22 protein-coding genes are annotated in these 25,265 nt (G+C 46.1%); 14 read left to right on the plus strand and 8 right to left on the minus strand.

From position 1 onward, the window contains the following. Positions 1-1,793: tetratricopeptide repeat protein (locus CWO08_RS24395; protein ID WP_146161770.1), on the plus strand; the 1,793-nt coding region annotated here is incomplete at its 5' end. Between the two features lie 339 nt (positions 1,794-2,132). Here the strand turns inward: CWO08_RS24395 and mpaA are convergent. After that, positions 2,133-2,840: a murein tripeptide amidase MpaA gene (gene mpaA, locus CWO08_RS19085; protein WP_108020926.1), complete on the minus strand. Its 708-nt coding sequence runs from the start codon at positions 2,838-2,840 to the stop codon at positions 2,133-2,135. A gap of 143 nt (positions 2,841-2,983) precedes the next feature. Between mpaA and CWO08_RS19090 the strand changes: the two genes are divergently transcribed. From CWO08_RS19090 to CWO08_RS19105, 4 genes are all read left to right on the plus strand, one after another. Next, complete coding sequence (locus tag CWO08_RS19090) at positions 2,984-4,609, plus strand: ABC transporter substrate-binding protein (RefSeq protein WP_107899383.1); 1,626 nt, start codon at positions 2,984-2,986, stop codon at positions 4,607-4,609. Between the two features lie 431 nt (positions 4,610-5,040). Continuing rightward, entirely contained in the window at positions 5,041-6,090 is a 1,050-nt protein-coding gene (locus CWO08_RS19095) for an ethylbenzene dehydrogenase-related protein (RefSeq protein WP_102431979.1), read from the plus strand. A 238-nt stretch (positions 6,091-6,328) separates the two neighbouring features. Beyond that, a complete protein-coding gene (locus tag CWO08_RS19100; RefSeq protein WP_258185393.1) occupies positions 6,329-6,769 on the plus strand; it encodes a cytochrome C in 441 nt (146 codons plus the stop codon). Between the two features lie 15 nt (positions 6,770-6,784). Further along, positions 6,785-7,195, plus strand: a complete 411-nt coding sequence (locus CWO08_RS19105) for a cytochrome c3 family protein (RefSeq protein WP_102431981.1) — start codon at positions 6,785-6,787, stop codon at positions 7,193-7,195. A gap of 12 nt (positions 7,196-7,207) precedes the next feature. Here CWO08_RS19105 and CWO08_RS19110 read toward each other — a convergent pair whose 3' ends face one another. Next, positions 7,208-7,387 (minus strand): hypothetical protein, encoded by a 180-nt coding sequence (locus CWO08_RS19110; protein WP_102480815.1) that lies wholly within the window; start codon positions 7,385-7,387, stop codon positions 7,208-7,210. Positions 7,388-7,526: 139 nt separating this feature from the next. Here CWO08_RS19110 and CWO08_RS19115 point away from each other — a divergent pair, with 139 nt between their 5' ends. The 7 genes from CWO08_RS19115 (at position 7,527) to CWO08_RS19145 (ending at position 15,187) form a co-directional block, all read left to right on the plus strand. Further along, entirely contained in the window at positions 7,527-8,411 is an 885-nt protein-coding gene (locus CWO08_RS19115; protein WP_102431983.1) for a LysR substrate-binding domain-containing protein, read from the plus strand. A 102-nt stretch (positions 8,412-8,513) separates the two neighbouring features. Further along, positions 8,514-9,398 carry a carbohydrate ABC transporter permease gene (locus tag CWO08_RS19120; RefSeq protein ID WP_108020927.1) on the plus strand — a complete coding sequence of 295 codons (885 nt, stop codon included), beginning with the start codon at positions 8,514-8,516 and terminating at the stop codon, positions 9,396-9,398. A 23-nt stretch (positions 9,399-9,421) separates the two neighbouring features. Next, entirely contained in the window at positions 9,422-10,369 is a 948-nt protein-coding gene (locus CWO08_RS19125; protein WP_102431985.1) for a carbohydrate ABC transporter permease, read from the plus strand. 6 nt (positions 10,370-10,375) lie between these two features. Beyond that, entirely contained in the window at positions 10,376-11,656 is a 1,281-nt protein-coding gene (locus CWO08_RS19130) for an extracellular solute-binding protein (protein ID WP_102480813.1), read from the plus strand. Positions 11,657-11,760: 104 nt separating this feature from the next. Then, complete coding sequence (locus CWO08_RS19135; protein WP_102480812.1) at positions 11,761-13,269, plus strand: CehA/McbA family metallohydrolase; 1,509 nt, start codon at positions 11,761-11,763, stop codon at positions 13,267-13,269. Beyond that, positions 13,259-13,993 (plus strand): HAD family hydrolase, encoded by a 735-nt coding sequence (locus CWO08_RS19140; RefSeq protein WP_102480811.1) that lies wholly within the window; start codon positions 13,259-13,261, stop codon positions 13,991-13,993. The genes CWO08_RS19135 and CWO08_RS19140 overlap by 11 nt, the downstream gene beginning before the upstream one ends. A 57-nt stretch (positions 13,994-14,050) precedes the next feature. Beyond that, the gene (locus CWO08_RS19145; protein WP_102431989.1) at positions 14,051-15,187 is read left to right on the plus strand and encodes an ABC transporter ATP-binding protein; all 1,137 of its coding nucleotides are present in this window, start codon (positions 14,051-14,053) and stop codon (positions 15,185-15,187) included. Between the two features lie 114 nt (positions 15,188-15,301). Here CWO08_RS19145 and CWO08_RS19150 read toward each other — a convergent pair whose 3' ends face one another. The 4 genes from CWO08_RS19150 to CWO08_RS19165 form a co-directional block, all read right to left on the minus strand. Continuing rightward, a complete protein-coding gene (locus tag CWO08_RS19150; protein ID WP_055319106.1) occupies positions 15,302-16,717 on the minus strand; it encodes a fructose-specific PTS transporter subunit EIIC in 1,416 nt (471 codons plus the stop codon). Positions 16,718-16,730: 13 nt separating this feature from the next. After that, positions 16,731-17,171, minus strand: coding sequence for a PTS sugar transporter subunit IIA (locus tag CWO08_RS19155; protein ID WP_017069783.1), 441 nt, complete (start codon positions 17,169-17,171; stop codon positions 16,731-16,733). A 257-nt stretch (positions 17,172-17,428) separates the two neighbouring features. Next, positions 17,429-18,646 (minus strand): mannose-6-phosphate isomerase, class I, encoded by a 1,218-nt coding sequence (gene manA / locus CWO08_RS19160; protein ID WP_102432028.1) that lies wholly within the window; start codon positions 18,644-18,646, stop codon positions 17,429-17,431. A 90-nt stretch (positions 18,647-18,736) separates the two neighbouring features. Next, the gene (locus tag CWO08_RS19165; RefSeq protein WP_108020928.1) at positions 18,737-20,641 is read right to left on the minus strand and encodes a fructose-specific PTS transporter subunit EIIC; all 1,905 of its coding nucleotides are present in this window, start codon (positions 20,639-20,641) and stop codon (positions 18,737-18,739) included. Between the two features lie 378 nt (positions 20,642-21,019). Here CWO08_RS19165 and CWO08_RS19170 point away from each other — a divergent pair, with 378 nt between their 5' ends. Further along, positions 21,020-21,859, plus strand: a complete 840-nt coding sequence (locus CWO08_RS19170; protein ID WP_048669443.1) for a helix-turn-helix transcriptional regulator — start codon at positions 21,020-21,022, stop codon at positions 21,857-21,859. A 46-nt stretch (positions 21,860-21,905) separates the two neighbouring features. Here CWO08_RS19170 and CWO08_RS19175 read toward each other — a convergent pair whose 3' ends face one another. After that, positions 21,906-22,679 carry a PTS sugar transporter subunit IIA gene (locus CWO08_RS19175; RefSeq protein WP_108020929.1) on the minus strand — a complete coding sequence of 258 codons (774 nt, stop codon included), beginning with the start codon at positions 22,677-22,679 and terminating at the stop codon, positions 21,906-21,908. A 7-nt stretch (positions 22,680-22,686) separates the two neighbouring features. Further along, positions 22,687-22,989 carry a PTS fructose transporter subunit IIB gene (locus tag CWO08_RS19180; RefSeq protein ID WP_108020930.1) on the minus strand — a complete coding sequence of 101 codons (303 nt, stop codon included), beginning with the start codon at positions 22,987-22,989 and terminating at the stop codon, positions 22,687-22,689. Between the two features lie 345 nt (positions 22,990-23,334). Here CWO08_RS19180 and CWO08_RS19185 point away from each other — a divergent pair, with 345 nt between their 5' ends. After that, positions 23,335-25,200: a fructose-specific PTS transporter subunit EIIC gene (locus tag CWO08_RS19185; protein WP_108020931.1), complete on the plus strand. Its 1,866-nt coding sequence runs from the start codon at positions 23,335-23,337 to the stop codon at positions 25,198-25,200. Positions 25,201-25,265 lie beyond the last annotated feature (65 nt).

Here is a 25,265-nt window from a genome sequence, read left to right on the forward strand (position 1 = left end):
GAAAGGCCGCTGAGCAGGGTTATGCGAGAGCTCAAACCAATTTAGGATGGATGTACGAAAAAGGCCAAGGTGTTTCTCAAGATGATAAAGAGGCGGTGTCTTTGTATAGAAAGGCCGCCGAGCAAGGGCATGTGCTAGCTCAAAACAATCTAGGTGTTATGTACGCAGAAGGCAGAGGTGTCTCTCAAGATGACAAAGAAGCGGTGTCATGGTTCAGAAAAGCCATTCAGCAGGGTTCTGTTGATGCTGAAAACAATTTAGGCGTTATGTACAGAGAAGGCCGAGGTGTCTCTCAAGATGACAAAGAGGCGGTGTCTTGGTATCGAAAGGCCGCAGAGCGAGGACACGCGCTAGCTCAAAACAATCTAGGCACCATGTACGCAGAAGGCCGAGGTGTTTCTCAAAATTATGAAGAAGCGGTGTCTTGGTATAGAAAAGCTATTGAGCAGGGTGCTATGGATGCTCAATATAATCTTGGAGTATCTTACGAGCGAGGTGTGGGTGTAATTCAAGATTATGAAGAAGCGGTGTTGTGGTTTAGAAAGGCCGCTGAGCAAGGACATACGCTAGCTCAAAATAATCTAGGTGTTATGTACGCAGAGGCTCAAACTAACTTAGGGTGGATGTACGACGAAGGCAGAGGTGTTTCCCAAGATGATAAAGAAGCGGTGTCTTGGTATAGAAAAGCTATTGAGCAGGGTGCTATGGATGCTCAATATAATCTTGGAGTATCTTACGAGCGAGGTGTGGGTGTAATTCAAGATTATGAAGAAGCGGTGTTGTGGTTTAGAAAGGCCGCTGAGCAAGGACATACGCTAGCTCAAAATAATCTAGGTGTTATGTACGCAGAGGGCAGAGGTGCCTCTCAAGATGATAAAGAAGCGGTGTCTTGGTATAGAAAAGCCATTGAACTAGGACTTGCGCTAGCTCAAAACAATCTAGGCGTTATGTACGAAGAAGGCCGAGGTGTTTCTCAGGACTATAAAGAAGCTGTGTCTTGGTATAGGAAGGCCGTCGAGCAAGGACATGCGGTAGCTCAAAACAATCTAGGCGTTATGTACGGAGAAGGCCGAGGTGTTTCCCGAGATGATAAAGAAGCGGTGTTTTGGTATAAAAAGGCAGCTGAGCAGGGTGTTGGAGATGCTCAACATAACCTTGGAATGTCTTACGAACAAGGTGCGGGTGTTACTCACGACGATAAAGAAGCGGTGTATTGGTATAGAAAGGCCGCTGAGCAGGGGCATGCGAGAGCTCAAAACAATTTAGGATGGATGTACGACAAAGGCATCGGTGTTTCTCAAGATGACAAAGAGGCGGTGTCTTGGTACGGAAAGGCCGCTAAGCAAGGACTTGCGTCAGCTCAAAACAATCTAGGTGTTATGTACGCAGAAGGTCGAGGTGTTTCTCAAGATGATAAAGGGGCGGTGTCTTGGTATCGAAAGGCCATGGAGCAGGGTGATGTAGATGCTCAAAACAATCTAGGTGTTATGTACGCAAAGGGCACCGGTGTTTCTCGAGATGAAAAAAAAGCGGTGTCTTTGTACACAAAGGCAGCTCAGCAAGGACTTGCGACAGCTCAATACAATCTTGGATCAATGTACGCAGAAGGTAAAGGTGTGGCTAAAAACGATAAAACATCTTACATGTGGTTAAAATTAGCTCAATATAATGGCAAGGAAGGGATGCAAAACGACTTCGATATAATGACTAAAAGAATGACATTAATCGATGTCAATGAGGCGAAAAAAAGAGCTAAAATATGTTTGGAATCTGATTACATTCGATGTAATTAAATACAACCTTCATGCAACGTCAATAGTTGATTGAACTTAACTGCACTTAATCTGCACCGAGATTTAGACATATGACAGGCTCCCGATAGGGAGCCGTTTTTACACTACAAAGTCAATTCGAAGGGTGAATTTCTACTAGCTTCCCCGCTAAAGGCTTTTTACTCAATAATAGTGGTTTGAGCGGAACCGCATTTAGTCGGCATCTAAACCAACCTTTTATTAGTGCGATTTTACGCATCTCGCTCGCTCTCCAATACTCACTTTTTCATACCTTTAGTTATCCACGAATTGCTAATTTAGAGTAAGTCCTGAGACACTTTTGTCCAACAATGAGCAGGGCTACCCTTCCTCACACCCCAACACCGCCACAAACGCATCCAAATACTGTTCGATAGTCAAATCTGAAGAAACTGGCGGTAGTTCTACGGTAATACACGGTAGGTTTCTTTCTTGGCACCATGTGCCGAATGAGCCTGGGGTTTCGTAATCGACGTCTTCGACGAGTGGTAGGTTGAACTGTTTGCCTAGCCAAATGGCGAGTTCTGATTGAGTTGGGTCATCGACCATGGCGAGTGGTTCGTGGAAAGAGATGACGAACTTGGGTTGGCGCTGCTCAATGAGGTTAATGAGCGACTGCACTTCCGGTTCAAGCTGATCGGCTTGTCCCGTTTTAACTTTTACATCTCTGACTGGGGTGTGAGAGCTCCAGCGATAGACGGTGCCATTTTCTGTCCAGTTTTGAGTTGGAAAGGCGCGGTTCAAATCGACTTGGTTTGCGTTGGCACGAGTACCCAATTGATTGCCATCTGGGTTCATCGACAAAATCACATCGTGTAGCAAGTTGGCAGCAGGTAAGCTTCTTAGCGCGCAAGATAAACCCGCGATAGACGCGGTTTCATCGCCGTGTGTGCCTGCTATGATTAGCCCGCGAGATTCGCTTTCTACTTGCGCGGGGAAATAGAGCAAGGGTGCGCCCAATACCGACTTTCCATATGGCAGCGGCTTTATTGAAAATGCAGCTCTTTCCGTTCTTGGAATTAAACTCACCTTTATCTCCTGATTGATCAAGTACTATCAAGTATTAACGATTACAAAAACTACTTAGATAAACGAAAGCATTAAAACTCGTCAACAGTCGCATTGTTAATTTTATTACTTGCTTCAAAGATAGGCTAGGAGAGCAAAAACATATGGATTTTAAGAAACACTCAACGGCGTTACTCATTTCATCTCTATTGACCCCTTTTATCTCAGTGACTGCCGTTGCTGATACATTGCCAGCGGGAACTTCTCTGGCGAAAGAACAACACTTAGTTCGTGCTAACGATGCAGAAGCTGCGACGCTTGACCCTGCAAAAGCAGAAGGCTTGCCGGAAATGCACATACTACGCGATCTGTTTGAAGGATTAGTGATCCAAGATCGCGATGGCAATATCACCCCAGGAGTTGCGGAATCTTGGGAAACCGAAGACAACAAGACGTTTGTATTCCACCTACGTAAAGACGCTCAATGGTCGAATGGCGATCCGGTGACAGCCGATGATTTTGTGTATGCGATAAGACGTGCGGTCGACCCTAAAACCGCATCGCCAAACGTGTGGTATCTCAAGCTCACCAAAATCAACAACATCGCTGACGTGGCAGAAGGTAAGAAGCCCGTTGAAGAGTTAGGTATCTCTGCAGTCGATAAACACACGGTGAAGTTCGAACTCGATAGTAAAGTGCCTTACTTTGTGGCGATGACGGGCCACACATCCATGATGCCCGTTCATAAGGCAACGCTAGAAAACAGCGACAAGCCGTGGAGTGACCCTAAGCAGTTTGTCGGTAATGGCGCGTTTGTTTTGGATGAATGGGTGGTTAACGAACGCATTGAACTGAAGAAGAACCCGAAATACTGGGACAGTTCAGATACGCACTTAACCGAAGTGACTTATATTCCGTTTGAGAATCAGAATGCCTCGATTAACCGTTATGCGGTGGGCGAAGTTGATATCACTTCTGACGTACCAACACACATGGCGCAGCAGCTCAAAACCAAATACCAAGATGCATTTACTGCGGTACCTTTGCTGTGTACCTACTACTACGCGTTCAATACTACACGTCCTCCATTCGATGATGCGCGAGTACGTAAAGCCGTGTCGTATTCTATGATGCGTGATGTTATCACCAATGGCGTCACTCAGGTGGGTAACCTGCCGGCTTATACCTTTGCTCATGAATATACAGCAGGGTTTGATGCGACTCAGCCTGAATACAGTACTTGGACTCAAAAGGAGCGCGACCAAAAAGCTAAAGAGCTACTCAAAGAAGCGGGCTACGATGCGTCTAATCCGTTGGATTTCAAATTACTGTACAACACCAGTGAGTCGAACAAGTCGATTGCAGTGGCGATTGCATCAATGCTGAAAGGTAATTTGGGTGCTCAAGTCGAGCTTGAAAACCAAGAGTGGAAGTCTTACTTGGTGTCACGTCGCCAAGGTGATTTTGATGTGATGCGCGCTTCTTGGTGTGGTGACTACAATGAAGCATCGACTTTCTTGAGCTTATTGCGCTCTGAGTCTTCAGGTAACTTTGCGCGTTACAACAATGACAAGTACGACGCTGCAATGGACAGCGCACTGTCAGCAACCAACGAGCAAGATCGCCAAGGCTTCTATGATCAAGCGGAGCAGTTACTGGCTGAAGACATGCCTATCGCACCCATCTATTACTATATGCAAGCTCGCCTAGTGCGACCGAGTGTTGGTGGCTTTGCGAAAAACAATGTAGAAGGACGTATCTATTCTAAGGATCTTTACATCAAGGAATAGGTGGGCCAAATGCGAGTTCAGACATATCAGGACTAAAATATGATAGAGCTAGGAAATAGCGCATAAAGGTCAAAAACAGAAGAAAAGGGACGTTGAACATAAATATATGATTAACGTCCCTTTATTATATCTCTATTTTAGATAATGCTACTTATAGGGAGTTTTAGCTGCCTATAAATGAACGTTGAAGCTCGAAATTGATACTAACCATTATTATTTGTGAATTAGTTAAGTATAGCTATCATAATGCTATTGATATTTATAATATTTGAGATTTTTTTAAAAAAGTGATTATCTATTTATTGAGTTCTAAATATCTATTTTTATATTTTGTCTATTTGTATTTAAGTTGATGTCGATCAATTGAAATAAACTCATTCATTCCTACGCTTAATTATATAAATAGAGCAATAGGATTTAGGAGGGTAATAATGAAGTACTCAATGATGACGCTATTAGCCGTGGTTGTACTTACGATCATTCCAGCCAGTGCTGTTCACGCAAAAGATAAGATACTAGAGAGCAGTAAGCTTGCCTCAAATATAGTTATCGATGGCAACGTTGATGCCGTTTGGGAGCAAGCTAAACCACTGACACAGAAGGTGAACAAATTACCGTATAAACCAAATAATGGCTATGAAGGCATTAAAAAAACCAGTGTGGAAATGAAGTCGATGTATGACAATGAATACATTTACTTCTTGTTTACTTATGCCGACCCGACCAAAAGTATTGACCGCTTTCCTTGGGTTAAACAAGAGGATGGGTCATGGAAGCAGTTGAAAAATAAAGATGATACTGGGCACGACAATACTTACTACGAAGATAAATTTGCGGTTTATTGGGACATCAATGCTGAAGGCTTTTCTGAGAAAGGGTGTAATGCTGCATGTCACAGAGCTAAAAAGGGTAAAAATGCAGGGCGTGATGATAAGAACCCAGCACGTAAATACACCAAGCAGGAAGACGAGTTTATTGATATGTGGCACTGGAAAGGTGTGAGAACCGCGGTTCATAATCAGCTCGATGACCAATATGTTGATAGTAATACCGATCCAAAACAAAACAAAGGTTGGGGACGTAAAGGAGACAGCAAAACGGGGGGTGGCTACGTTAATAACGTAAAAGACGGTCAGCCAGCCTATGTATCAGATAACTTAACCAATGAAACATTACTTATTTTAGACTCAGAGAAGAAGCCGTTTACAACTGACTACAATAAGTTAGACCGAATTCCAGGGTTAACGGGTAAGCCATTTACCGGTTCCCGTGGTGATATCGAAGTCGGTGCTATTTGGAAAGAGGGTGTTTGGACTCTGGAAATGAAGCGTAAGCTTGTAACTACGGGTGAAAATGCAGAAACGCAAGATGTGCAATTTGACGATTTGAGCCAATTATATCCATTTGGTGTTGCGGTTTTTGATAACTCTCAAATTAATCACATATACCATCGCGGTGTGTTAAACCTTGAGTTTAAATAATTATAACACTCGTAACTAACTGAAATGATTTGTGTCGAAATAATCGGCTCAAATCATTTCTTAACAGAAGAGTACTATTATGGTCAAAACAGTTACTCAATATGTTTCTTATTTATTTGTGTTGACCACGTTGAGCATATTCTTTATGCCGCTACCACTCTGTTCTGAGTCAACAGTTCAGAATCCCGCTGTGCATAATGTAAAACCGTTTTCTAGCCAAATTACCAATGAAGCGGAAATGCAGACTTTAATAAAGGAAAATAAGCGTTGTATACGGTGCCATCAAAAAAAGCGTCTGCTTAAAAATATTAATGCCATCGCTTCTGTAGGCGCACATGCCAGTACTGAGTTTTACAACAACTGCACGGCTTGTCATGGCAGAAAAGGTTCTCATCCCAAAGATTCTGATGTGGTAAGTGTGATTCCATTCGATGATCATATCGACTTGCCAATTTTCGAGCAAAACCAAAAGTGTATCGCTTGTCATTCTCCTGAAAGCTTGAGGGTCAGTGAGTGGACTCACGATGTACATGCCACCAAATTGACATGTTCCAATTGTCATAATTTACATCGCGATTCAGACCCGATTATCGGTATCAGTAAGAAGTTCCGTATTGGGTTATGTGCAACCTGCCATGAAGCTATTCTGCGTGAGAAAGAGCTTAAGTCGCATCGGTAAGAAGGAGCCAGTTTTATGAGTACGACTAGATATTTAATTAGTGTGTTACTTGCTGGAGTATGCGCACTGGTGGTCGCTGAAGATTTACCTAATCCAGATGAGCATAACCTTGCGAATATTCACCTAAAGGATGAAACATGTGCGGGTCAGTGCCATCTAGACGAAGAGCCTTCTGACGATCTTGAGTTTGAATATAACAGCTGCGTGGAGTGTCATGATGATTTTGGTCACCTCGAAGGGCGCCAGCATAATTTAAAGCACAAAGAGAGCGAAGAGATGGAGTGCGTCGAGTGTCATCTTCCCCATGAAGAATTTGATCCTAAGGACACTTGTACCGACTGTCATGATGAAGAAGACGAAGAATTATCAGACTTTTATTCAGTTAGGCTAGAGCGCTATTTAAATACGTTTAGCCTTGATTTCTAGAAACTCATTATATTAAAAAGTAGAGCCGGGCACACTTACTTTAGATGTGATGGGTTTACTCTCTTCAACGTCTTTAAGCGGTGCTGCTTCGCGAATATCGGCACCTACTAGAGCTGCGTTATTGCAAAGATCAATAGATAAGTCTGATGCGAACTCGGCTCTAAGACATAGCGAAGCTAAGACATCACGCATAACAATTAGAAATAGAGAAAAGGGACGTTGATCATAAATATCGGATCAACGTCCCTTCGTCATTAATCTGTAACGGTAAGCACAAAAAACTGAAACCTGACTGAAGTATTTTTCACTTTTATTTCAATCAGGTGAAGCCATGTTACCCCCTCTACGTGCCCTTGTTGCGTTCGAAGCTGTTGCCCGCCTCGGTTCTATTGGCGCTGCTGCGCGAGAGCTTTGTGTTACGCAAGCTGCGGTGAGTCAGCAGCTTAAAAGTTTAGAAATCTTTCTCGATACCACACTGTTTGAACGCAGCTCCAAAGGCGTAAAGTTGACGTCGGCTGCCCAACATTATCAACCGATTGTTGCGGGCTCATTGGCTCATCTGAAACTACAGACTCAAATCCTGTTTGGGGAAAAAGAAACCGACGTTTTGAGCCTGCGCGTTAATCACACCTTTTGCCATAACTGGCTGCTACCTCGCCTGCCATCTTTTTATCAAAAATACCCTTTTATCAGGCTCGATATTCAGCTGGTGGATTGGCCATCAACCAACCCTTGTCAGAATGTCGATATCGAGCTGACCAACGGCAAAGTCGAAAGCGAAGACACCCATTGTGAGCGACTGTTTCAAGAACACTGGCAGTTAGTGTGTAGCCCTCAATTCAAATCCGATCATCAAGAATTACTCAGCAAGCATGACTTTGCTGCTCTGCCGACGGTTCAGGTGAAAGGCTACCGAGAGAACTGGCTGCAATGGCTTGGGCATAACCAATTCGAGATGACCTTACCTAAGGTTCTGCTCGAAGTGAGTAACTCTCTGCATGCCTTAGAAGCGGTTAAACATGGCATTGGAATGTTGCTCGTACGCTCGCTCGCGGTGTCTGAATTGCTCAAGAAAGAAGACCTTGTGTTGGCAAACGAATCCTCGATGCCTGCCGAATCTGCCCACTATCTGATTACCAAACACAGTCGCAGCGCCAAGGTGAATTTCTTCTGCGATTGGCTCTATCACCAAATGGAAGACGGTGAACTGGAGTAAAGATTTTCTAATGGGTAGCCATAAAAAAAATGAAGGGCGCTCTTACTAACCTGTCACACAAACCCCTTAATTTAACCGCATACAAATAAGGACGAGGTCACCATGAGTGCTTTCTCAGAACCAATGAAAAACCGCTTAAAGGTACTGCTATTTACCGCACCGTTGTTGGTGCCACTGTTTACTTTTTGGCTCGTACCATTTGGTTATTCGATTTACATCAGCTTCACCGATTGGGATTACATCTCGCCAGATTATTCGTTCATCGGTTTAGAAAATTACGAGTATATGGTTGAGGACTACGAGTTCATCCAAGCGATGCTCAATACGTTTTGGTTCTCAGTCGGCGTGGTGATCCCCACCATTATTCTTGGTCTGGTGTTTGCCATGTTGCTGCACAAAAACTTTAAGGGTAGCCAGTTTTACCGTGCGGTGATCTTCTCACCTTGGATTACACCAACGGTGGCAGTTTCGATTGTGTGGTCTTGGGTATTTGAGACCAAATCGGGCTTGGCAAACCACTTATTGGAGTCTGCAGGGTTTAGCGCGATTCCATGGTTAGAGAACGGAAACACAGCCTTGATTGCGGTAATTATCGTTACGGTGTGGCAGGCGATTGGTTGGACGATGTTGTTTTACATCAGTGCGATCAACAAGATTCCAGAGTCACTGTATGAGGCTTCTTTGATCGATGGTTGCAGTAGCTTAACGCGCTTTTTGAAGATAACGCTGCCCCTGATTTCTCCAACCACATTCTTCTTAGTGGTGGTCAATATTATCACTGCAATGCAGGCGTTCGATCAGTTCCAGATCTTAACGCAGGGCGGGCCGGGTGGTGAGACTCGTACCTTGTTGTACTTATTCTACCAACAAGCATTTGAACGTTACGAAATGGGACCTGCAGCCGCGACATCGTTAGTGATATTCCTGATTACTGGATTGTTGGCACTTATTAATACCTACATCGGCAAGCGCTGGGTGTACTACTAGTCGATTTTTGAAAGGACAGAATTATGACCACGCAAGTATTGGATGCCAATCAAGTATTAAATCAGAGGGCAGCTACAACCAAAGTTAAAGCCCAAACCAAAGCGACGAAATCAGAGGTTGCGTCAAAGACAAATTCAGTGGATCGCCGTTCGTTCCTCGCACTGGCTAAGCACCTGTTCTTGGCAACCTGTGGAACCATCATGGTGTTTCCGTTCTTATGGATGCTGTCTGGCTCGCTGAAAAGCAACGATGAGATCTTTGCTAACCCGCTGGACTTGATTCCAGAACATTTCCGTTGGGAAACCTTTGTCGAAACTTTTCACAGTGCGCCGTTTGGCTTGTACATCTTCAACAGCTTTAGCGTGGCTTTGTTTACGACTCTATTGGTGATTGTGAATTCCGCGATGTTTGCATACGCGCTGACTCAGCTGAAGTTTCGTTCGAAGACAGTGCTCTATTTCATCGTGATGGGCTGTTACATGCTGCCAGGCGCAGTGACTTATATTCCGTCTTATATCACCTTGGCAAAGCTGGGTTTGTTGGATTCTCACATGGGCTTAGTCGCGTCGAACGCGGCGTCGGTTTTCGGTGTGTTCTATTTACGCCAAGTGTTTATCAAGGTGCATCCGTCGCTGATTGAAGCGGCACGAATTGATGGTGCAGGTGAGCTCAAGATCTTATGGGCAATCATCTTACCGCAATGCCGAGCAGCAGTCGCAACACTGTTCCTCATCACTTTTATTACCAATTACAACAGCTACATGTGGCCGAGTCTGGTGATTACGACTCAGGATTTAAACCTGATCGCGACTGGTATTCGTCACTACTTTATTGCCGAAGGTAACTATGGATTGAACTGGTCGCAAATCATGGCGGCGAGCACCATTGCAGTATTGCCTTTGTTAATTCTATTCGTCATTTGTCAAAAGACGATTCTTTCAGGTATCGCCGATAACGGCGTAAAAGAGTAAACGGAAATGAAACTAAAAACTCTCGCACTAGTGTGTGCTGGCGCAGCAAGCGCGTCTATGTTCTCTAGCAGTGTTCTTGCCGCAACCGAAGTTAACTTTTGGTATTCCGGTGGTACTAAGCCACAGCAAATGATGACTAAGCTCATCGAAGAGTTCAACGCGAGCCAAGATGAGTATGTGGTGAAGCCTGCATTGCAAGGTAATTACACGGAAACCTACCAGAAGCTGCAAGCTGGTTTAGCGTCGAAAACGGCACCTGAACTTGTGCTATTAGATTCAGGTCGTGCGGAAGCGATGCACGGGCGTGGTTTGAGCCGTGACTTAACGCCGTTCATGGATGAAGAGTTCAACTTCTCTGATTTCATTGGTGCGTTTAAAGACCAAGTGACCGCAGACGATGGCACCATCATCGGCTTACCTGCTTACGGCACTACTCAAGTGTTTTACTACAACAAGCAAGTATTGGCAGATAACGGCTTTACTGAGCAAGACCTAAATACATGGCAAGGCGTGGCTAAGGTCGCGGGGAAAGTTACGCAGCGTGATGAGAAAGGCAAAGTGACTTTTTACGGATGGGAGCCAATGTGGGGCCAAGACAACATGATTGACGCGGCTTTCTCTAACGGTGCGAAGATCATCAGTGATGACGGAAAAACCGTGTTAATCGACTCGGCTGAATGGGTTGAGGTTTGGGACAGTTTCCGTAAGTGGATCCACGATGATCAAATCATGCGAATTCACTACGGCGGTCAAGGCTGGGAATACTGGTACAAAACCATTGATGACGTGATGAAAGACAACGCACTAGGCTACACCGGTTCATCGGGTGACCAAGGTGATTTGGACTTCACTAAGCTTTCGGCAACCACACAACCAGGTTGGGGCTCAAACCCTTCTGCGCCACAAGCGGGTGCGTTGGTTTACGTGATGCCAAAAGGCACAGACGAAGCGGCAGCAAAAGGTGCATTCGAGTTTGTTGAGTTCTACACCAACGCGAAAAACACCGCGGCATGGTCGATGTTTACGGGCTACATCCCAGTGCGTAACAGCGTTTCTGAAGTTCCAGAATACCAAGCGTTCACTAAAGATAACCCACAAGCTCTGATCCCGCTAAAGCAAGCGAACACGGCGACCAAAGATTTCCTAGACCCTACCAACGGTAAGATCATGGATGCGCTTAAGGTGGCTGCAGACCAAATTCAAATCCAAAACGTGCCTGCTGACAAAGCGCTAAAACAAGCGGCTAAGAAAGCACAACGTGCGCTAGACCGAGCGAATCGTTCTTAATCGGTAAAGTGGTTAAGACTATCTTTGCATGCTTAAAGGCCCATCTTTTCGGGTGGGCCTCTTTTTGACCCAGTCCTTCAATTAGGACGAATTTGGTGAAGACAATGACCCAATTTCAAGGTGAGCTGCCGTTTGGCAGAGTACGTATCCCCTTTGATGTGCCAGCAGGTTCTCACTGCGTAACGATTACCGGTACGACGGTGCAAAAAGGATTCTTGTACGCAGCGGCATACGATGCCAACCAAGCGTTTCGTGGCAAGGTGTTGTTTGAAAAGGCGCACAAGTCACTCACGATCCAACCGCAAAACTCTGGGCTAGGCGCGATTGATGGTGCGATTCCATCGGGCGAGTGGTTCTTAGAACTTTACAACCTTGAAGGTGAGTTTCGCACCGAGCGTGCGATGCAGTATCAAGTCGATGTGCTTTACTCTGATGAGTTAGTTAATCATTCTAATGAGCTAGGTACTGACGGAATTGAGAGTGAGCTAGAACTGAACCCAACGGTCACAACTGATCACGATATCGAGTTTGATTACAGCCACATGCTGAGTTCTGATTCCCGTTGGTATCGTGGCGACTTACACGCTCACACTCAGCTTTCTGATGGCCACAATACTTTGGCTGCGGCCAAAGACATCGTTGAATCACAAGGGCTCGATTTCTTCTTCTTCACTGAGCACAACATCTGCCAGCCGAAGCTACCTATTTCCAAACAGTGTTTGTTCTTACCGGCGTTAGAAGTCACGACTGATCTCGGGCATTTCAATGTGCATGGCCCGGTTAAGTCTTTGGATCTCAGAAACGTTGAACACAGCAGCCAAGCGACGATGGAAGCTGGATTGAGCTTAGCTAAAAGTGGACACAATGGCGGACACAGTTCCCTTGGCATTAATCACCCGATGATGAAGCCGTGGCATTGGCATTACGATCAAGTCGAACTCAACCAAGTGTCGACGTTTGAAGTGTGTTGTGACCCAACTTGGTCGACCTCGCCAAAAGCAACCGAAGAGGCGTTATTGGTTCTCAATGAAATGTGGAATTGTGGCCAGCGCATTACCGCGATTGGTGGCAGTGATTCACATCTTGAACCGCATGAACGCAATCCTAAAGCGGATGAGCCCTCTATCTACGGTGACCCATCTACATTCGTTTACAGCCATGGTTTGAGTGGTGAAGGTATCTTGTCTGGTTTGCGTAATGGGCAAGTTTACCTAGAGCGCCGTTGCGGCTTGAAGTTTGATATCAACTTAGGTGATTTGATGCCGGGCAACGACTCTCAAGGGCAGGCTCTCACTTATCGTATCGCTGTCACTGATTCAGAAAACCCTTACTACGCTGAGTGCGTGGTGGATGGCGAGATTGTTGACCGAATCGCTCTGAATGATGAGCTGCAAAGTATTCATATTGATGAAGGCTACCGTTGGTGCCGAGTGGATATTCGTCGCGGAGAGCTTTCTTCAACGTTAATCAACAGCCCTCAACCCGTACCTGACGAACGTGAGTTTGAAGGCTGCATTAACGCCGTATTCGACGGCAAACAACCAGAATTTAACCAACCCCTAGTGCGTACTTGGGGAGAACTAATGGAGCGAATGAGCCGTGATGAAGTTTAAGGCGATGTTATTTGATAAAGACGGCACATTGTTAGAGTTCCACAAAATGTGGCTTAACGTTTCTCGTGGTGCTTGTGAGCGTGTGAAATCTTACAGTGACCAGCATCAAGGTAATCAAACTGTCACACCTGCTGAGTTACTCTTGGCCATCGGTGTGGAAGGTGATGTGGTTGATAACTATGGACTATTAGCCTCAAACCCAGTGGAAGACACCGCAACAGCGTGGTTCAACATGCTGCAACCAAATGTCTCACTCGCTGAGTTCACCAAGTTGACCAAAGCCGCTTTCAATGACGAAGTGGAAGAGAACCCAAGCTGGATTGAAGCCCTACCGGGAGTGGCTGAAAAGCTGGGTCTGTTTAAGCAGCAAGGCATGATTTTAGGCATCGCGACCGCAGACACCAAAGACTCAACGATCTACACACTAGAGCAGTCGGGTTTAAGCGAGATGTTTGATTATGTTGGTTATTCCGATGGTGATATCGAACCTAAGCCAGCACCAGCACTGCTCAATGCCTTCTGTGAGCAGTGCGGTATTGAACCACATGAAGTGATCATGTTTGGTGACACGGTTTCAGATATGGAGTTTGGCCGCAACGCAGGTGCAAGCAATGTCGGTGTTCTGACGGGCACTGCACAACACAGCGAGTTAGAGCCAGTGGCGGATCTGGTTATCGCATCAGTCGCCCATTTTGAGCTCAACCAACTGCAAGAACGTGGCTAAAGCGTGTCACACCAGATTGCAAAGATAGTATTTAACGAATTGATTTAAGGACAGGTTATGGCTGAAGTCACACTGAGAGGGGTAGAGAAAACTTACCCAAATGGTTTTAAGGCCGTGCACGGTGTCGATCTGAATATTCGCGAAGGTGAATTCATGGTGTTTGTTGGGCCGTCTGGCTGCGCAAAATCCACCACACTTCGTATGATCGCAGGCCTTGAAGATATCTCAGAAGGCGATGTCTACATTGGCGATAAGCGTGTGAATGAGCTGCCACCTAAAGATCGTGGCATCTCGATGGTGTTTCAGAACTACGCGCTTTACCCGCACATGTCGGTGTACGAAAACATGGCTTTTGGCCTTAAACAACAGAAGCTGCCAAAGCATGAAATCAATGAGCGAATTGAAGATGCAGCCAAGACTCTCGATATTGAACATCTGCTAAATAATAAGCCGGGTGAAATGTCGGGCGGTCAAAGGCAGCGTGTGGCTTTAGGTCGTGCGATGGTGCGTAAGCCGGATGTCTTTTTGTTTGACGAGCCGTTGTCTAACTTAGACGCAAAGCTACGTGTGTCGACTCGTGTCAGCATTGCGCAGCTGCACAACAACCTGAAGCAAGAAGGGCAGAACGCCACCATGATCTACGTGACACACGATCAGGTGGAAGCCATGACTCTTGGTGACCGGATCTGTGTATTGAATCAAGGTGAGATCATGCAAGTCGATACGCCAATGAATCTTTATCAGTACCCAGCCAATAAGTTTGTTGCAGGCTTTATTGGTTCGCCAGCGATGAATCTTATTAAGGTGAGAGTGGACGAGATTGACGGTGTGATGAACGTGATATCGGAAAGTGGTACACGTTGGACGCTACCACAAGATAAGCAGGCTATCGCCCGTGAGAAACTCGGTGAGTGGTTGTGGTTTGGTGTTCGCCCTGAGCATATCCAATTGGCCAACCACGATGCCCCATTGTCGGAGGTGAATACTCAAACGCACAGGCTAGATGTTGTTGAATCCATGGGTAATGAGCTGTATCTCTACTTCAAACTCGGTGCTGACAAGCTGGTGGCTCGTGTACCTTTCGATGCAGATCGAATTGCAAACAGCGGTGAAGAGACAGTGCTCCACTTCAATACGCTACAGTGTCACTTATTTGATTTGGAAACCGAAGAGACGCTCGTTCCTAAGAGCTGATTCTGTTGCTCCTACGAGTTATTCTGTAAAAAGAAATCCCCATTCATTGACTAGACGAATGGGGATTTTAGTTACTAGGGGGTAGTAATTTTTATCTTCTAACTTGTTTCAGGTTTAAATAGCCACCATGTCCGCGGCTTTCTTCATCGCTTCTTTGGTTGAACACTCAATCACATTCGCGTTTGCAAAGCGGTGAGCGTCTTTCACTTGGATATCGTGAGCTAAGATAACTAGCTTCGCGTTCGCTACATCTAGGTCGGTGATGCGGTTCTGAATACCGTTTTGACCTTGAGTTTCTACCTTGATCTTAAGGCCTGCTGCTAAGCCTGCTTTTTCCAGTGCTTTCGCTGCCATGAAGGTGTGTGCAACACCTGAAGGGCAACATGTTACTGCTACGATGTCGTACTCGCCTTCGCCTGCTACAGGTGCTGTTTGAGCTTGAACTGGCGCTGCTTCAACCATGTCATCTTCTGTTTCTACTGCGACTGGTTTCCAGAAGCCAACGATAACCGCTGTGGTTAGCGAGCCAAGTGCAATACCTACTACGTACATTGGAATGTTACTAGATACTGGCGCAGTGATTAGGCCGCCCCAAGGTGCGTGAAGTAGAACGTCTGTCATGAAGCCAAACACACAACCCACGATACCACCGGCAACGATTGAAGGAAGTACGCGCATTGGATCATTCGCTGCGAACGGGATAGCGCCTTCAGAGATACCGATAGAACCCATGATTGCTGCAGCTTTACCTGCTTCTTGCTCTTGTTTAGAGAACTTGTTTTTGAATAGGAACGTTGCCAATGCCATGCCTAGAGGTGGTGTACAAATCGCGATGCCTACGCCGCCCATTAGCCACGGTTGTGTGTCTACTTGAGTTTGAGCAAATAGGGTCGCTACTTTGTTGATAGGGCCGCCCATATCAAACGCAGTCATACCGCCAAGGATTGTGCCCAGAACCATCTTAGATGCGCCAGCCATTGAAGCTAAGAACTCGTTCATAGAAGACATGAACAGTTTGATTGGCTCACCGATGCCCCAAAGAACGATACCTGCAGAGATTAACGTGCCTAGAAGTGGGTAGATGAAGTAAGCACCCAGCGCCGTCATGTTCGCAGAAAGCGGGATCTTCTTAAGTTGGAACACCACGCCACCGGCGATAAAGCCTGCCACGATACAACCAAGGAAGCCGCCGCCCATGTCAGCCATGATGCCAGAAGAGATCATCGCAGGAGCTAGTGCGGGTTTGTCTGCAATTGAGTAACCAATAAAGCCGCCAAGAATGATTGGGAAAAGAACAAGGCCCTTGATACCGATATTAGAGATGTCTGCCAGCAAACCGTCGGCTGGAACCGCACCTTTGCCTGATGCCATGACCGCTAAAGCCAGCAGAACACCACCAGCTACGATGAAAGGCAGCATGTGTGAGGTTCCGAAAAGCAGGTGGCCTTTCATGGTACTAAGGATTTTTTTAAAGTCGCTACTACTGTTTTTATTATTGGTATTCGTAGCTTGAGTTGTTAGGGTGCTCATAATTTTCTACGCCTTATGAATTAATTAAAATATTAAGGATCTGTTGTTCGTCTTTTGCGTTATGGATATCTTGAATAAATTCATCGCTGAATTTTCCAAATAGTTCTTGTAGTACATAAATATGATGGTCAGCACCGTTATCCGGAGAGGCAATCATAAAAAATACGGTTGGATTGATGCCGTCTTCATCGCCATACTCGATACCTTGACGCTTAACACCGACAGCAATGGCAGGCTCAGTTACAGCCTTGCTTTTTGAGTGTGGGTAAGCGATGCCGTCCATTGAGGTGATGCTTTGAGATTCACGAATTTCAATGTCTGCCAAGAAGGCTTCTTTACTGCTGATTCGGTTGTTCTCAAATAACATGCTTGCCAATTCTTCAAACAGTTCTTTTTTATTATTCGCTTTAAGGTTGTTATTAATTAAGTTGACGTTAGTTAGCTGTGTGATCATTTATTAACTCATTCACTCTTGAAGTTCTTGAAGTTCTTGAATTAAAATTAATGGATTAACCCGATTCGCGAAATAGCAAATAAAAGCCCTTCACTGTACATTTGTATCCAGCAAAATTAAGTGTGATTTGCATCATTCATCCAGTGTGAGATGGGTCATATTTGATGGCGTTTTTCGGTGTTGAAATAACTTTTTGTAGGAACAAAAATGCCCCGCAAAAGCAGGGCATGGATAGTGTGTGATTAGTGGTGATGGATCTAGCTGTAAGCGCGCGCTACGCGTCCAGCGCAATCCAGTTTGTAACTCTCAGCATAAGCAGGAATGAATACCGACTGGCCTTTCTCTATCACGCAGGTTTCACCGCATTGGTGAGTGAGCACCATAGATTCGTCGAGCGGCAGTAGGATCTCGGCACCTTCGGTGGTGATTTTTCTCTGATGAGAATTCTGCACGATAGAGAACTTGAAATCCTCGACCGGAATGTCGTACTCCATCACATCACCTTGCTCAATCGGGCTGAGCAGTAATCTATCCGCAGGTTTTTCATTAAATCGAGTACAAGAAACCAGTTCATTCACGTCCATGTACTTAGGCGTTAACCCTGCACGCAGCACATTGTCTGAGTTCGCCATGATCTCTAAGCCTGTGCCCTTGATGTAAGCGTGAGGGGTTTCAGCATCCAGATACATGGCTTGCCCCGGTTTTAGGGTAATCACGTTCAATAGCAGCGGAGCGAACAAGCCGACATCACCTGGGTATTGAGCTTCAAGCTCTGAAATCAATTGGAATACACGTTTATCTGAAAGCTTAGCCTTCATCAGCAGCATGGTTAACGCCATGCCTTTTTGCTCGCCTTCCAGAGACAGCAAGCTTGCAAAGAAGCTGGCTAATCCATTGGGAGTTTGGTCGTCCGCGAGATCGTTCACCATCGAATGCAACTCTGGAATATCAAGGTAATGGAAGTGCTCAAGGATCTCGCTGATTGATCTAAAACCATTCATTGCGGTGTAGTCGGTTAGGGCATACACCAGTTCTGGCTTGTGGTTGGGATCCTTGTAGTTGCGGTTGCCAGCGGTCATCGGAATGCCTTGCTGCTCTTCTAGTGCATATCCAGATTCAGCTTGTTGTTTATTTGGGTGTACTTGCACCGATAGCGCTTTCTCTGCTGCTAACACCTTGAATAGATATGGTAGCTCACCAAAACGACTCGCGACTTTCTCGCTTAGAAACAGGTTTAGGTTCTTGGAAATAAGGTTCGACAACGTGGTCTGCTGCCCGTTATCAGTCACCATTGAGCAACCATTCGGGTGAGCGCCCATCCAGATCTCTGCTTGTGGCTCACCAGACTGGTTATCAATACCAAACAGTTGGCTAAACGAAGAAGGACTCCCCCATGCGTAGTTTTGAATCACGTTGGTCATAGGGTAGAAAAAGCGTTGTACGAACGAGTCGTTCGCTAAAGAAAAATCAGACATCGAAATCACCATGAAGGGAAACATGGCTTGAGCTCTATTCGTTCCTAAAGAGGACAGTAGAGGGGCTCAAGCCATTGGAGTTGAAATGGCTTAAGCCGCTGCTGCTGTCAGCTTGGCTTTGCGTAGATTTTTAAGCGCGATACAAGTAACCGCAGTCACACCCGCACCTGATGCCATGCACAGAAGCGCCAGCATTGGGTAGTTCATTGCGCCGAGTAGAGCCACAACTGGGCCACCATGAGCCACGCTGTTGGTGATGCCAAACGAAAACGCCATTACCGCAGCAGTCATTGAGCCAAGTACGTTGGCAGGGATAACTGACATCGGATCTTGAGCTGCGAAAGGAATCGCACCTTCAGAGATACCCACCAAGCCCATTGCGCCTGCTGCCTTACCTGCTTCGATTTCAGAAGATTCGAATAGGTCGAACTTACGGCCAAGTCTGGTTGCGATAGCCATACCCAGTGGAGCGACAGGAATTGCACATGCCATTGCACCCATGAACTGAGTTTGACCGCTGGCAATCATGCCGACCGAGAATAGGAACGCCACCTTGTTGAACGGGCCACCCATATCAAAGCCAGCCATGCCACCAAGGACAATACCAAGCAGAACCACGTTGCCTGTGCTCATGCTAGTAAGTAGGGCAGTAAGGGCATCCATCAACCCCGCGATAGGTGCGCCGATAACAAAGATGAACAGACCTGCGATGAACAGCGAGCCAGTGATCGGAGCGATCATGATAGGCACAAGCGGCTGAACGAACTTGTGGTAGTTAAACGAGGTAATCCATTTAACGAAGTAACCCACTAATAGACCAGCGATGATTGCGCCAATGAAGCCTGTACCCGCGTCAGCGCCGTAGAAAGAGCCGTTGTTGGCAATCCAACCGCCAATCAAGCCAGGTGTTAGAGCAGGGCGGTCAGCAATCGCGTAAGCAATGTAGCCAGCCAAGATTGGGATCATCAGGGTGAAGGCAACCACACCCACTTCTAGGATTTGGTTCCACATGCTGCCAGCAGGAATCGCCATGCCAGATTCGCTTGGCTCACCGCCAATCGCTAAGGCTAGGGCAATCAAGAGGCCGCCTGTGACCACGAATGGGATCATGTGAGATACGCCATTCATCAAGTAACGATAAAGGTCTGAACGCGCTTGTGATGCTTTCTCTGCAACGGATTGGTTGGTTGGAGCTTGCTCTGCTTGGTAACTTGGTGCGTTGAGTGCTTGCTTAATCAAGCCTTGTGCGTCTTTGATTGGCGCTTTTACGTTGGTGCTGATGACGCGTTTTCCGGCAAAGCGAGCCATGTCGACCTGTTTGTCACAAGCCACCACAATCGCATCTGCACGTTCGATCTCTTCTTGAGTTGGGCTGTTTTTAACGCCGATAGAGCCATTGGTTTCGACCTTGATGTCGTAGCCAAGAGCCGCCGCGCCTTTCTCTAGTGCTTCGGCCGCCAAATAAGTGTGTGCAACGCCAGCTGGGCAGCCTGTCACACCAATGATGAAGCCTTGTTTCTCAACGTTGGTTTCCGCTTCCGAAGGCTCAGGTTTGGTAAGCAGTAGTTCTAATGCTTCTTGTTCAGATTGAGCATTCATGAAGCTTTCGATAAAGCCTTCTTCAATCAGTTTTGAAGAAAGCTCTGCCAGTACTTCGATGTGATGATTATCGCCACCATCGGGAGAGGCAATCATAAAGAACAGTTTTGATGGCTGACCGTCATCCGCGCCGTACTCGATACCCTGTTGATGGACACCGATAACAACCGCAGGTTTGATGACCGCAGCACTTTTCGCGTGCGGTAGGGCTATGCCTTCTTCAAACCCGGTATTACCTTGTTCTTCTCGTGCTTTAATGTCGGCAAGAAATTGTGCTTTGTCTGAAATTCTGCCTTGTGCATAAAGCACGTCTATCAGCTCTTTGAATACTTCTTCTTTTGAATCAGCGCTAAGCGAAAGCTTAATCAAATCTTGATTGATCAATGTTGTGATCATAATGAACCCCTACTTGTTTTTATTTTGTTAGAGGTATTCTGGAATCTACGGCTTGCCTTCTGTAGTGAAGAAAAAACGCATTTACTGGATGATTGTTGCGTTATAAGTAGAGTGTGATTTTGATCGTTTAGTGGCGCGTTTTTCGGCCTCTATTGACATAGGTTGAGCCTGCTTGAGGCTTTTATTTGCAAGGGGTTCGGCGTGTAGAGTTATCGAAGGAACAATGTGCTATATCAGGTTTTTGACTGGAGATTTATTTCCACTACTGGATTTTTGTAACCTAGATCTCAAATTGTGATTTTGCTCAATAGCGCTATGTTTCACTAAGGAGTATATCTATTCCCGTAGCGTTATTGCTGCTTTTAAGAGTTCGAATAAATGATATTTCATGACCTAATCTCGTCGGTATTAAATGAGCGAGAACCATTTCATAACATCTGGTTTGCGGGGGATTTTCACACGCCTTCAGCATGCAGTTATCAGGTGAACTTTCCACGCTTAGAGCTGGTGCTCGACGGAGAGTATGTCAATGAGATGGAGAGTCATGATCGTAAGATCACCAACGTTGTCGCGAAAGCGGGCGATGCGATTTTTATCCCACCGAACTGCTGGAACAAACCCAACTGGGATACTGACTGCTCGGTGTTGAGCATGTTGTTTGGTCGCCGTCAGCTTGGCTTAAGTTTGGTGAGTAAGCGCAAAGGGGAAGAGAGTTTTTACGATATTCAAAAGCACAGTATTCAGACTCGCTCTGGGTTTGCGATTGATAACATTTTGGAGGCGCTCAGCTCGTTAGCGCGCGAGAGTAACAAGCAGCCTATGGATGAACTGTTACTACAAGCGCTGCTGCAATACAGTAAGACCATGTTGGATGCACCTGTCGAGAAATCTCACAGCCGAGTACAGGATGTGTATCAGGGGATTTGCATCTACATTCAAGAGAACTTCCACCGCCAAATCACGCGAGACAGCATTGCCTCGCGCTTTAGTATTTCATCCAATCACTTGTCGCGAATGTTCCGTCAACAAGGCCACATGACGCTGGCAGAATACATCACCCGTGTTCGGGTCGATCGCGCTAAGTTTATGCTTAAGAAGTACAACTTCAAGCTCAATGAAGTGGCACTACGTTGTGGCTTTAAGGATGTGAATTACTTCTGTCGCGTGTTTAAGAATCGCACAGGAAGAACGCCGACCGAATATCGTGGCTCTAACTAGTTAAGCCGTCTTTTTTAGTTGAGACCGTATTTTTGAGTGAGTAGCCTTAAAGCAGGCGAGATGATATGTACATCAACAGGGCTTGCAGGTCGACACTGCTTCGAGTCTTTTGCAGACGCTCATTAACCTGATCGTGAAGTAGGTTTCTGGTTAGATTAGTGGCCGCGACAATGTGTTCGCGTTGTGGCTTAGTTGGAAGCACTAAAGCGATAGCAACGTGCACCTCTCCAATGCGTGAAGCCCAATCAATCGGGTTGTCACTGACGATGACCGCAATCGAAAGATCTTGAGTCGATTCAAACATCACATGCGGCAAGGCGATACCCGGTGACACACACGTAGACGAGCGTTCTTCTCGTTTAATGAATGCCAGAATTAGTTCATCTGGGTCTTCTGGATAAACAAGGTGAGCTAGGCCTTTCAAGCATTCAAATTTGGTCAGTTGAGTTTGTGCTTTGGCATGGTGCCACTTGATGTCACAGGGCGGGCATATTTGCGGCATACGCTGGATTAGATCTTTCGAGAATTCATGGTTCACTTGTGAGCCAACCATGTCGTAATGCTCAGCAATTACATCTTTGAGAACGAAACAGGCCAGCTCTGCATCGATACCGACCGCGGTTATTTGACACAAATCACCACGAAGCAAACCCACTTGCAACATCGCGACAGATTTGGAGAGATCAGCCGTTCGGTTTTGAGTGATGTTGATAATACGGATGGTACTTTTGAATTTTTTTGCCAAGCGGCTAAGTGGTTGCGCGACGTGTGAGTTCGCGGCAGGATCGTCAACGAAGAAGGTGATCTGATATTCGTTCATGAAAGGTCTAGGTTCGACAATGCTTAATAAAGACTTTATCGACACTCAACAACACCTCTTCCATGGGGATTAATAAGGTTTTAGCTGGGTCGAAGCGGTTTGGCTGTTCAATGTCGATATCAGAGACGATCAATACCTTGTCTGCGAGAGTAATATCCTGTGCAGTCAGTAAGTTTTCAATACCCATAGCGCCTTGTGTTTCAACCTTGATTGAAACGTTGAATTTAGGGGCTGTCTTATTTAAAGCATCAGCTGCCATATAGGTGTGCGCAATGCCTGTAGGGCACGCAGTTACCGCTACAATTCTCATTATTATTCTCGGCTTATTCTCGTCCCTGTTACGTTACATAGGCTACCTTTCAGAAGCTATTTTGTAAAAGCCATCTTGCGTGGGAAATCCAGTATGGAAAGCTCGCATAGAGGAGGGGCGATATGTTTATGGGTTCTGTGGATTTTATGGATTGCCGTTTTTTATTCCAAGGTGAAAGTCACACTCTGAGTTCTTGGTTACAATAATCCAGTTAATGCACCTTTCGTCCTATATATTGAGTGCCTTCACACCGTTAATCTTTTCATCTTATTAACATCGAAATTTTAATTTAGGTCGGAAGAACCTAATTACTTCAGTCTGAAATCAGGCGAGGCAGAATAGACCATGGATATCACTAATATTATCGAGCCCGAGATTATCTGCTTAGATTTGCAAGCAGACTCAAAACAGGCAGTATTTGAAGAGCTTGTCGAGTTACTCGATCGCGCGGGCAAGCTCTCCAATAAAAGTGAATTCCTTGATGATATCTGGAAGCGTGAGGCGATTGGTAATACGGGTTTTGATGATGGTATTGCGATTCCACATGCGAAAAGTACCGCCGTTGCTAAACCTGCTGTCGCAGTAGGCATCAGTCGAACGGGTATTGATTATGGTGCTGATGGCGGTGAATTGTCTGACGTGTTCTTCATGCTCGCTTCACCAGACAACAACGACGACCATCATATCGAGGTACTGGCTCAGATCTCGACCAAATTGATCGAAGATGGCTTTGTTACAAAATTAAAGGCAGCCGAGTCGGTTGAGGAAGCTCAAGAGCTGTTTCTTGAAGTCAATTCAGATTCCTTTGATAGCTATTCCTCTAGCCATCACGAAGTGTATGTCGAGCCACTCAGTCCTTGGGCACAATCACTCAATCGACTCAAAGAACACCTGTTGTATGGCACTTCACACATGATCCCATTCGTGGTTGCGGGCGGTGTGTTGTTGTCTTTGTCGGTGATGATATCCGGTCACGGCGCAGTTCCTGAGAGTGGCGTGTTAGCTGATATCGCACAGATGGGCATTGCGGGATTAACGTTGTTTACTGCGGTGCTGGGCGGTTACATTGCGTACTCGATGGCCGACAAACCGGGTTTAGCACCGGGCATGATTGGTTCTTGGGTTGCCGTTAACCAATATAACACCGGTTTTCTTGGGGCGATAGTGGTCGGCTTCTTTGCGGGCTTTGTGGTGAATCTACTTAAGAAGATCAAACTGCCAGACAGCATGATCTCGCTGAGCTCGATCTTCATCTATCCACTCGTCGGTACCTTCGTCACTTGTGGTGCGGTAATGTGGGTGATTGGATCTCCGATAGCTCAAGTGATGCTTGAGATGAACCAAATGCTCACGGGTATGGCTGGCTCCGGAAAAATGGTGCTCGGCAGTATTTTAGGCGCGATGACCGCCTTTGATATGGGAGGACCAATCAATAAGGTCGCTACACTGTTTGCTCAAACTCAGGTAAATACCCAACCTTGGTTGATGGGTGGCGTTGGCATTGCGATTTGTACGCCACCACTCGGTATGGCTCTGGCGACTTTTATATCGCCGAAGAAGTTTAAACGCGACGAACGCGAAGCGGGCAAAGCCGCAGGGATCATGGGAATGATCGGCATCAGTGAAGGTGCGATCCCATTTGCTGCTGCCGACCCTGCACGCGTTCTGCCTGCGGTTGTTGCTGGTGGCATTGTCGGTAACGTTGTTGGCTTTATGTTCCATGTAGTGAACCATGCACCATGGGGCGGTTGGATTGTTCTGCCTGTGGTTGACGGAAAAATTGGCTACATCATTGGCACACTGGCGGGAGCGCTCACCACGGCTTTGATCGTGATACTGCTGAAAAAAAATGTGGTCGAAGGCGAGGCGAGTTCCAACCAGTTTGCAGGTGGCTCGGTGACAGAAGAAGGGCAAGCGGGTGTACTCGCAATCACTTCTTGTCCGTCAGGTGTTGCCCACACTTTCTTAGCTGCGAAGTCTCTGGAAAAAGCGGCGCATCATCTCGGGGTTCGGATTAAGGTTGAGACACAAGGTGCTAATGGAATAGGCAATCGCATCACACAGAAAGACATTGAAAGAGCGAGGTTGGTGATCTTCGCTCACGATGTGGCGATCAAAGAAGTCGAGCGCTTTGCGAATGTGAAAACGTTAGATGTCAGCACCAAAGAGGCGATGCTCAATGCGCAGGCGCTGATCATGAGAAAGGTGTAACCCTTAAACACTAAAGTTAATCATCTATAAAGTTAACTAGCTCAAAACTAAAAAGACTCCGCTCT

Origin of the sequence: Vibrio sp. 10N.286.48.B8 (assembly GCF_003050085.1) — a bacterium.
Taxonomy (GTDB): domain Bacteria; phylum Pseudomonadota; class Gammaproteobacteria; order Enterobacterales; family Vibrionaceae; genus Vibrio; species Vibrio crassostreae.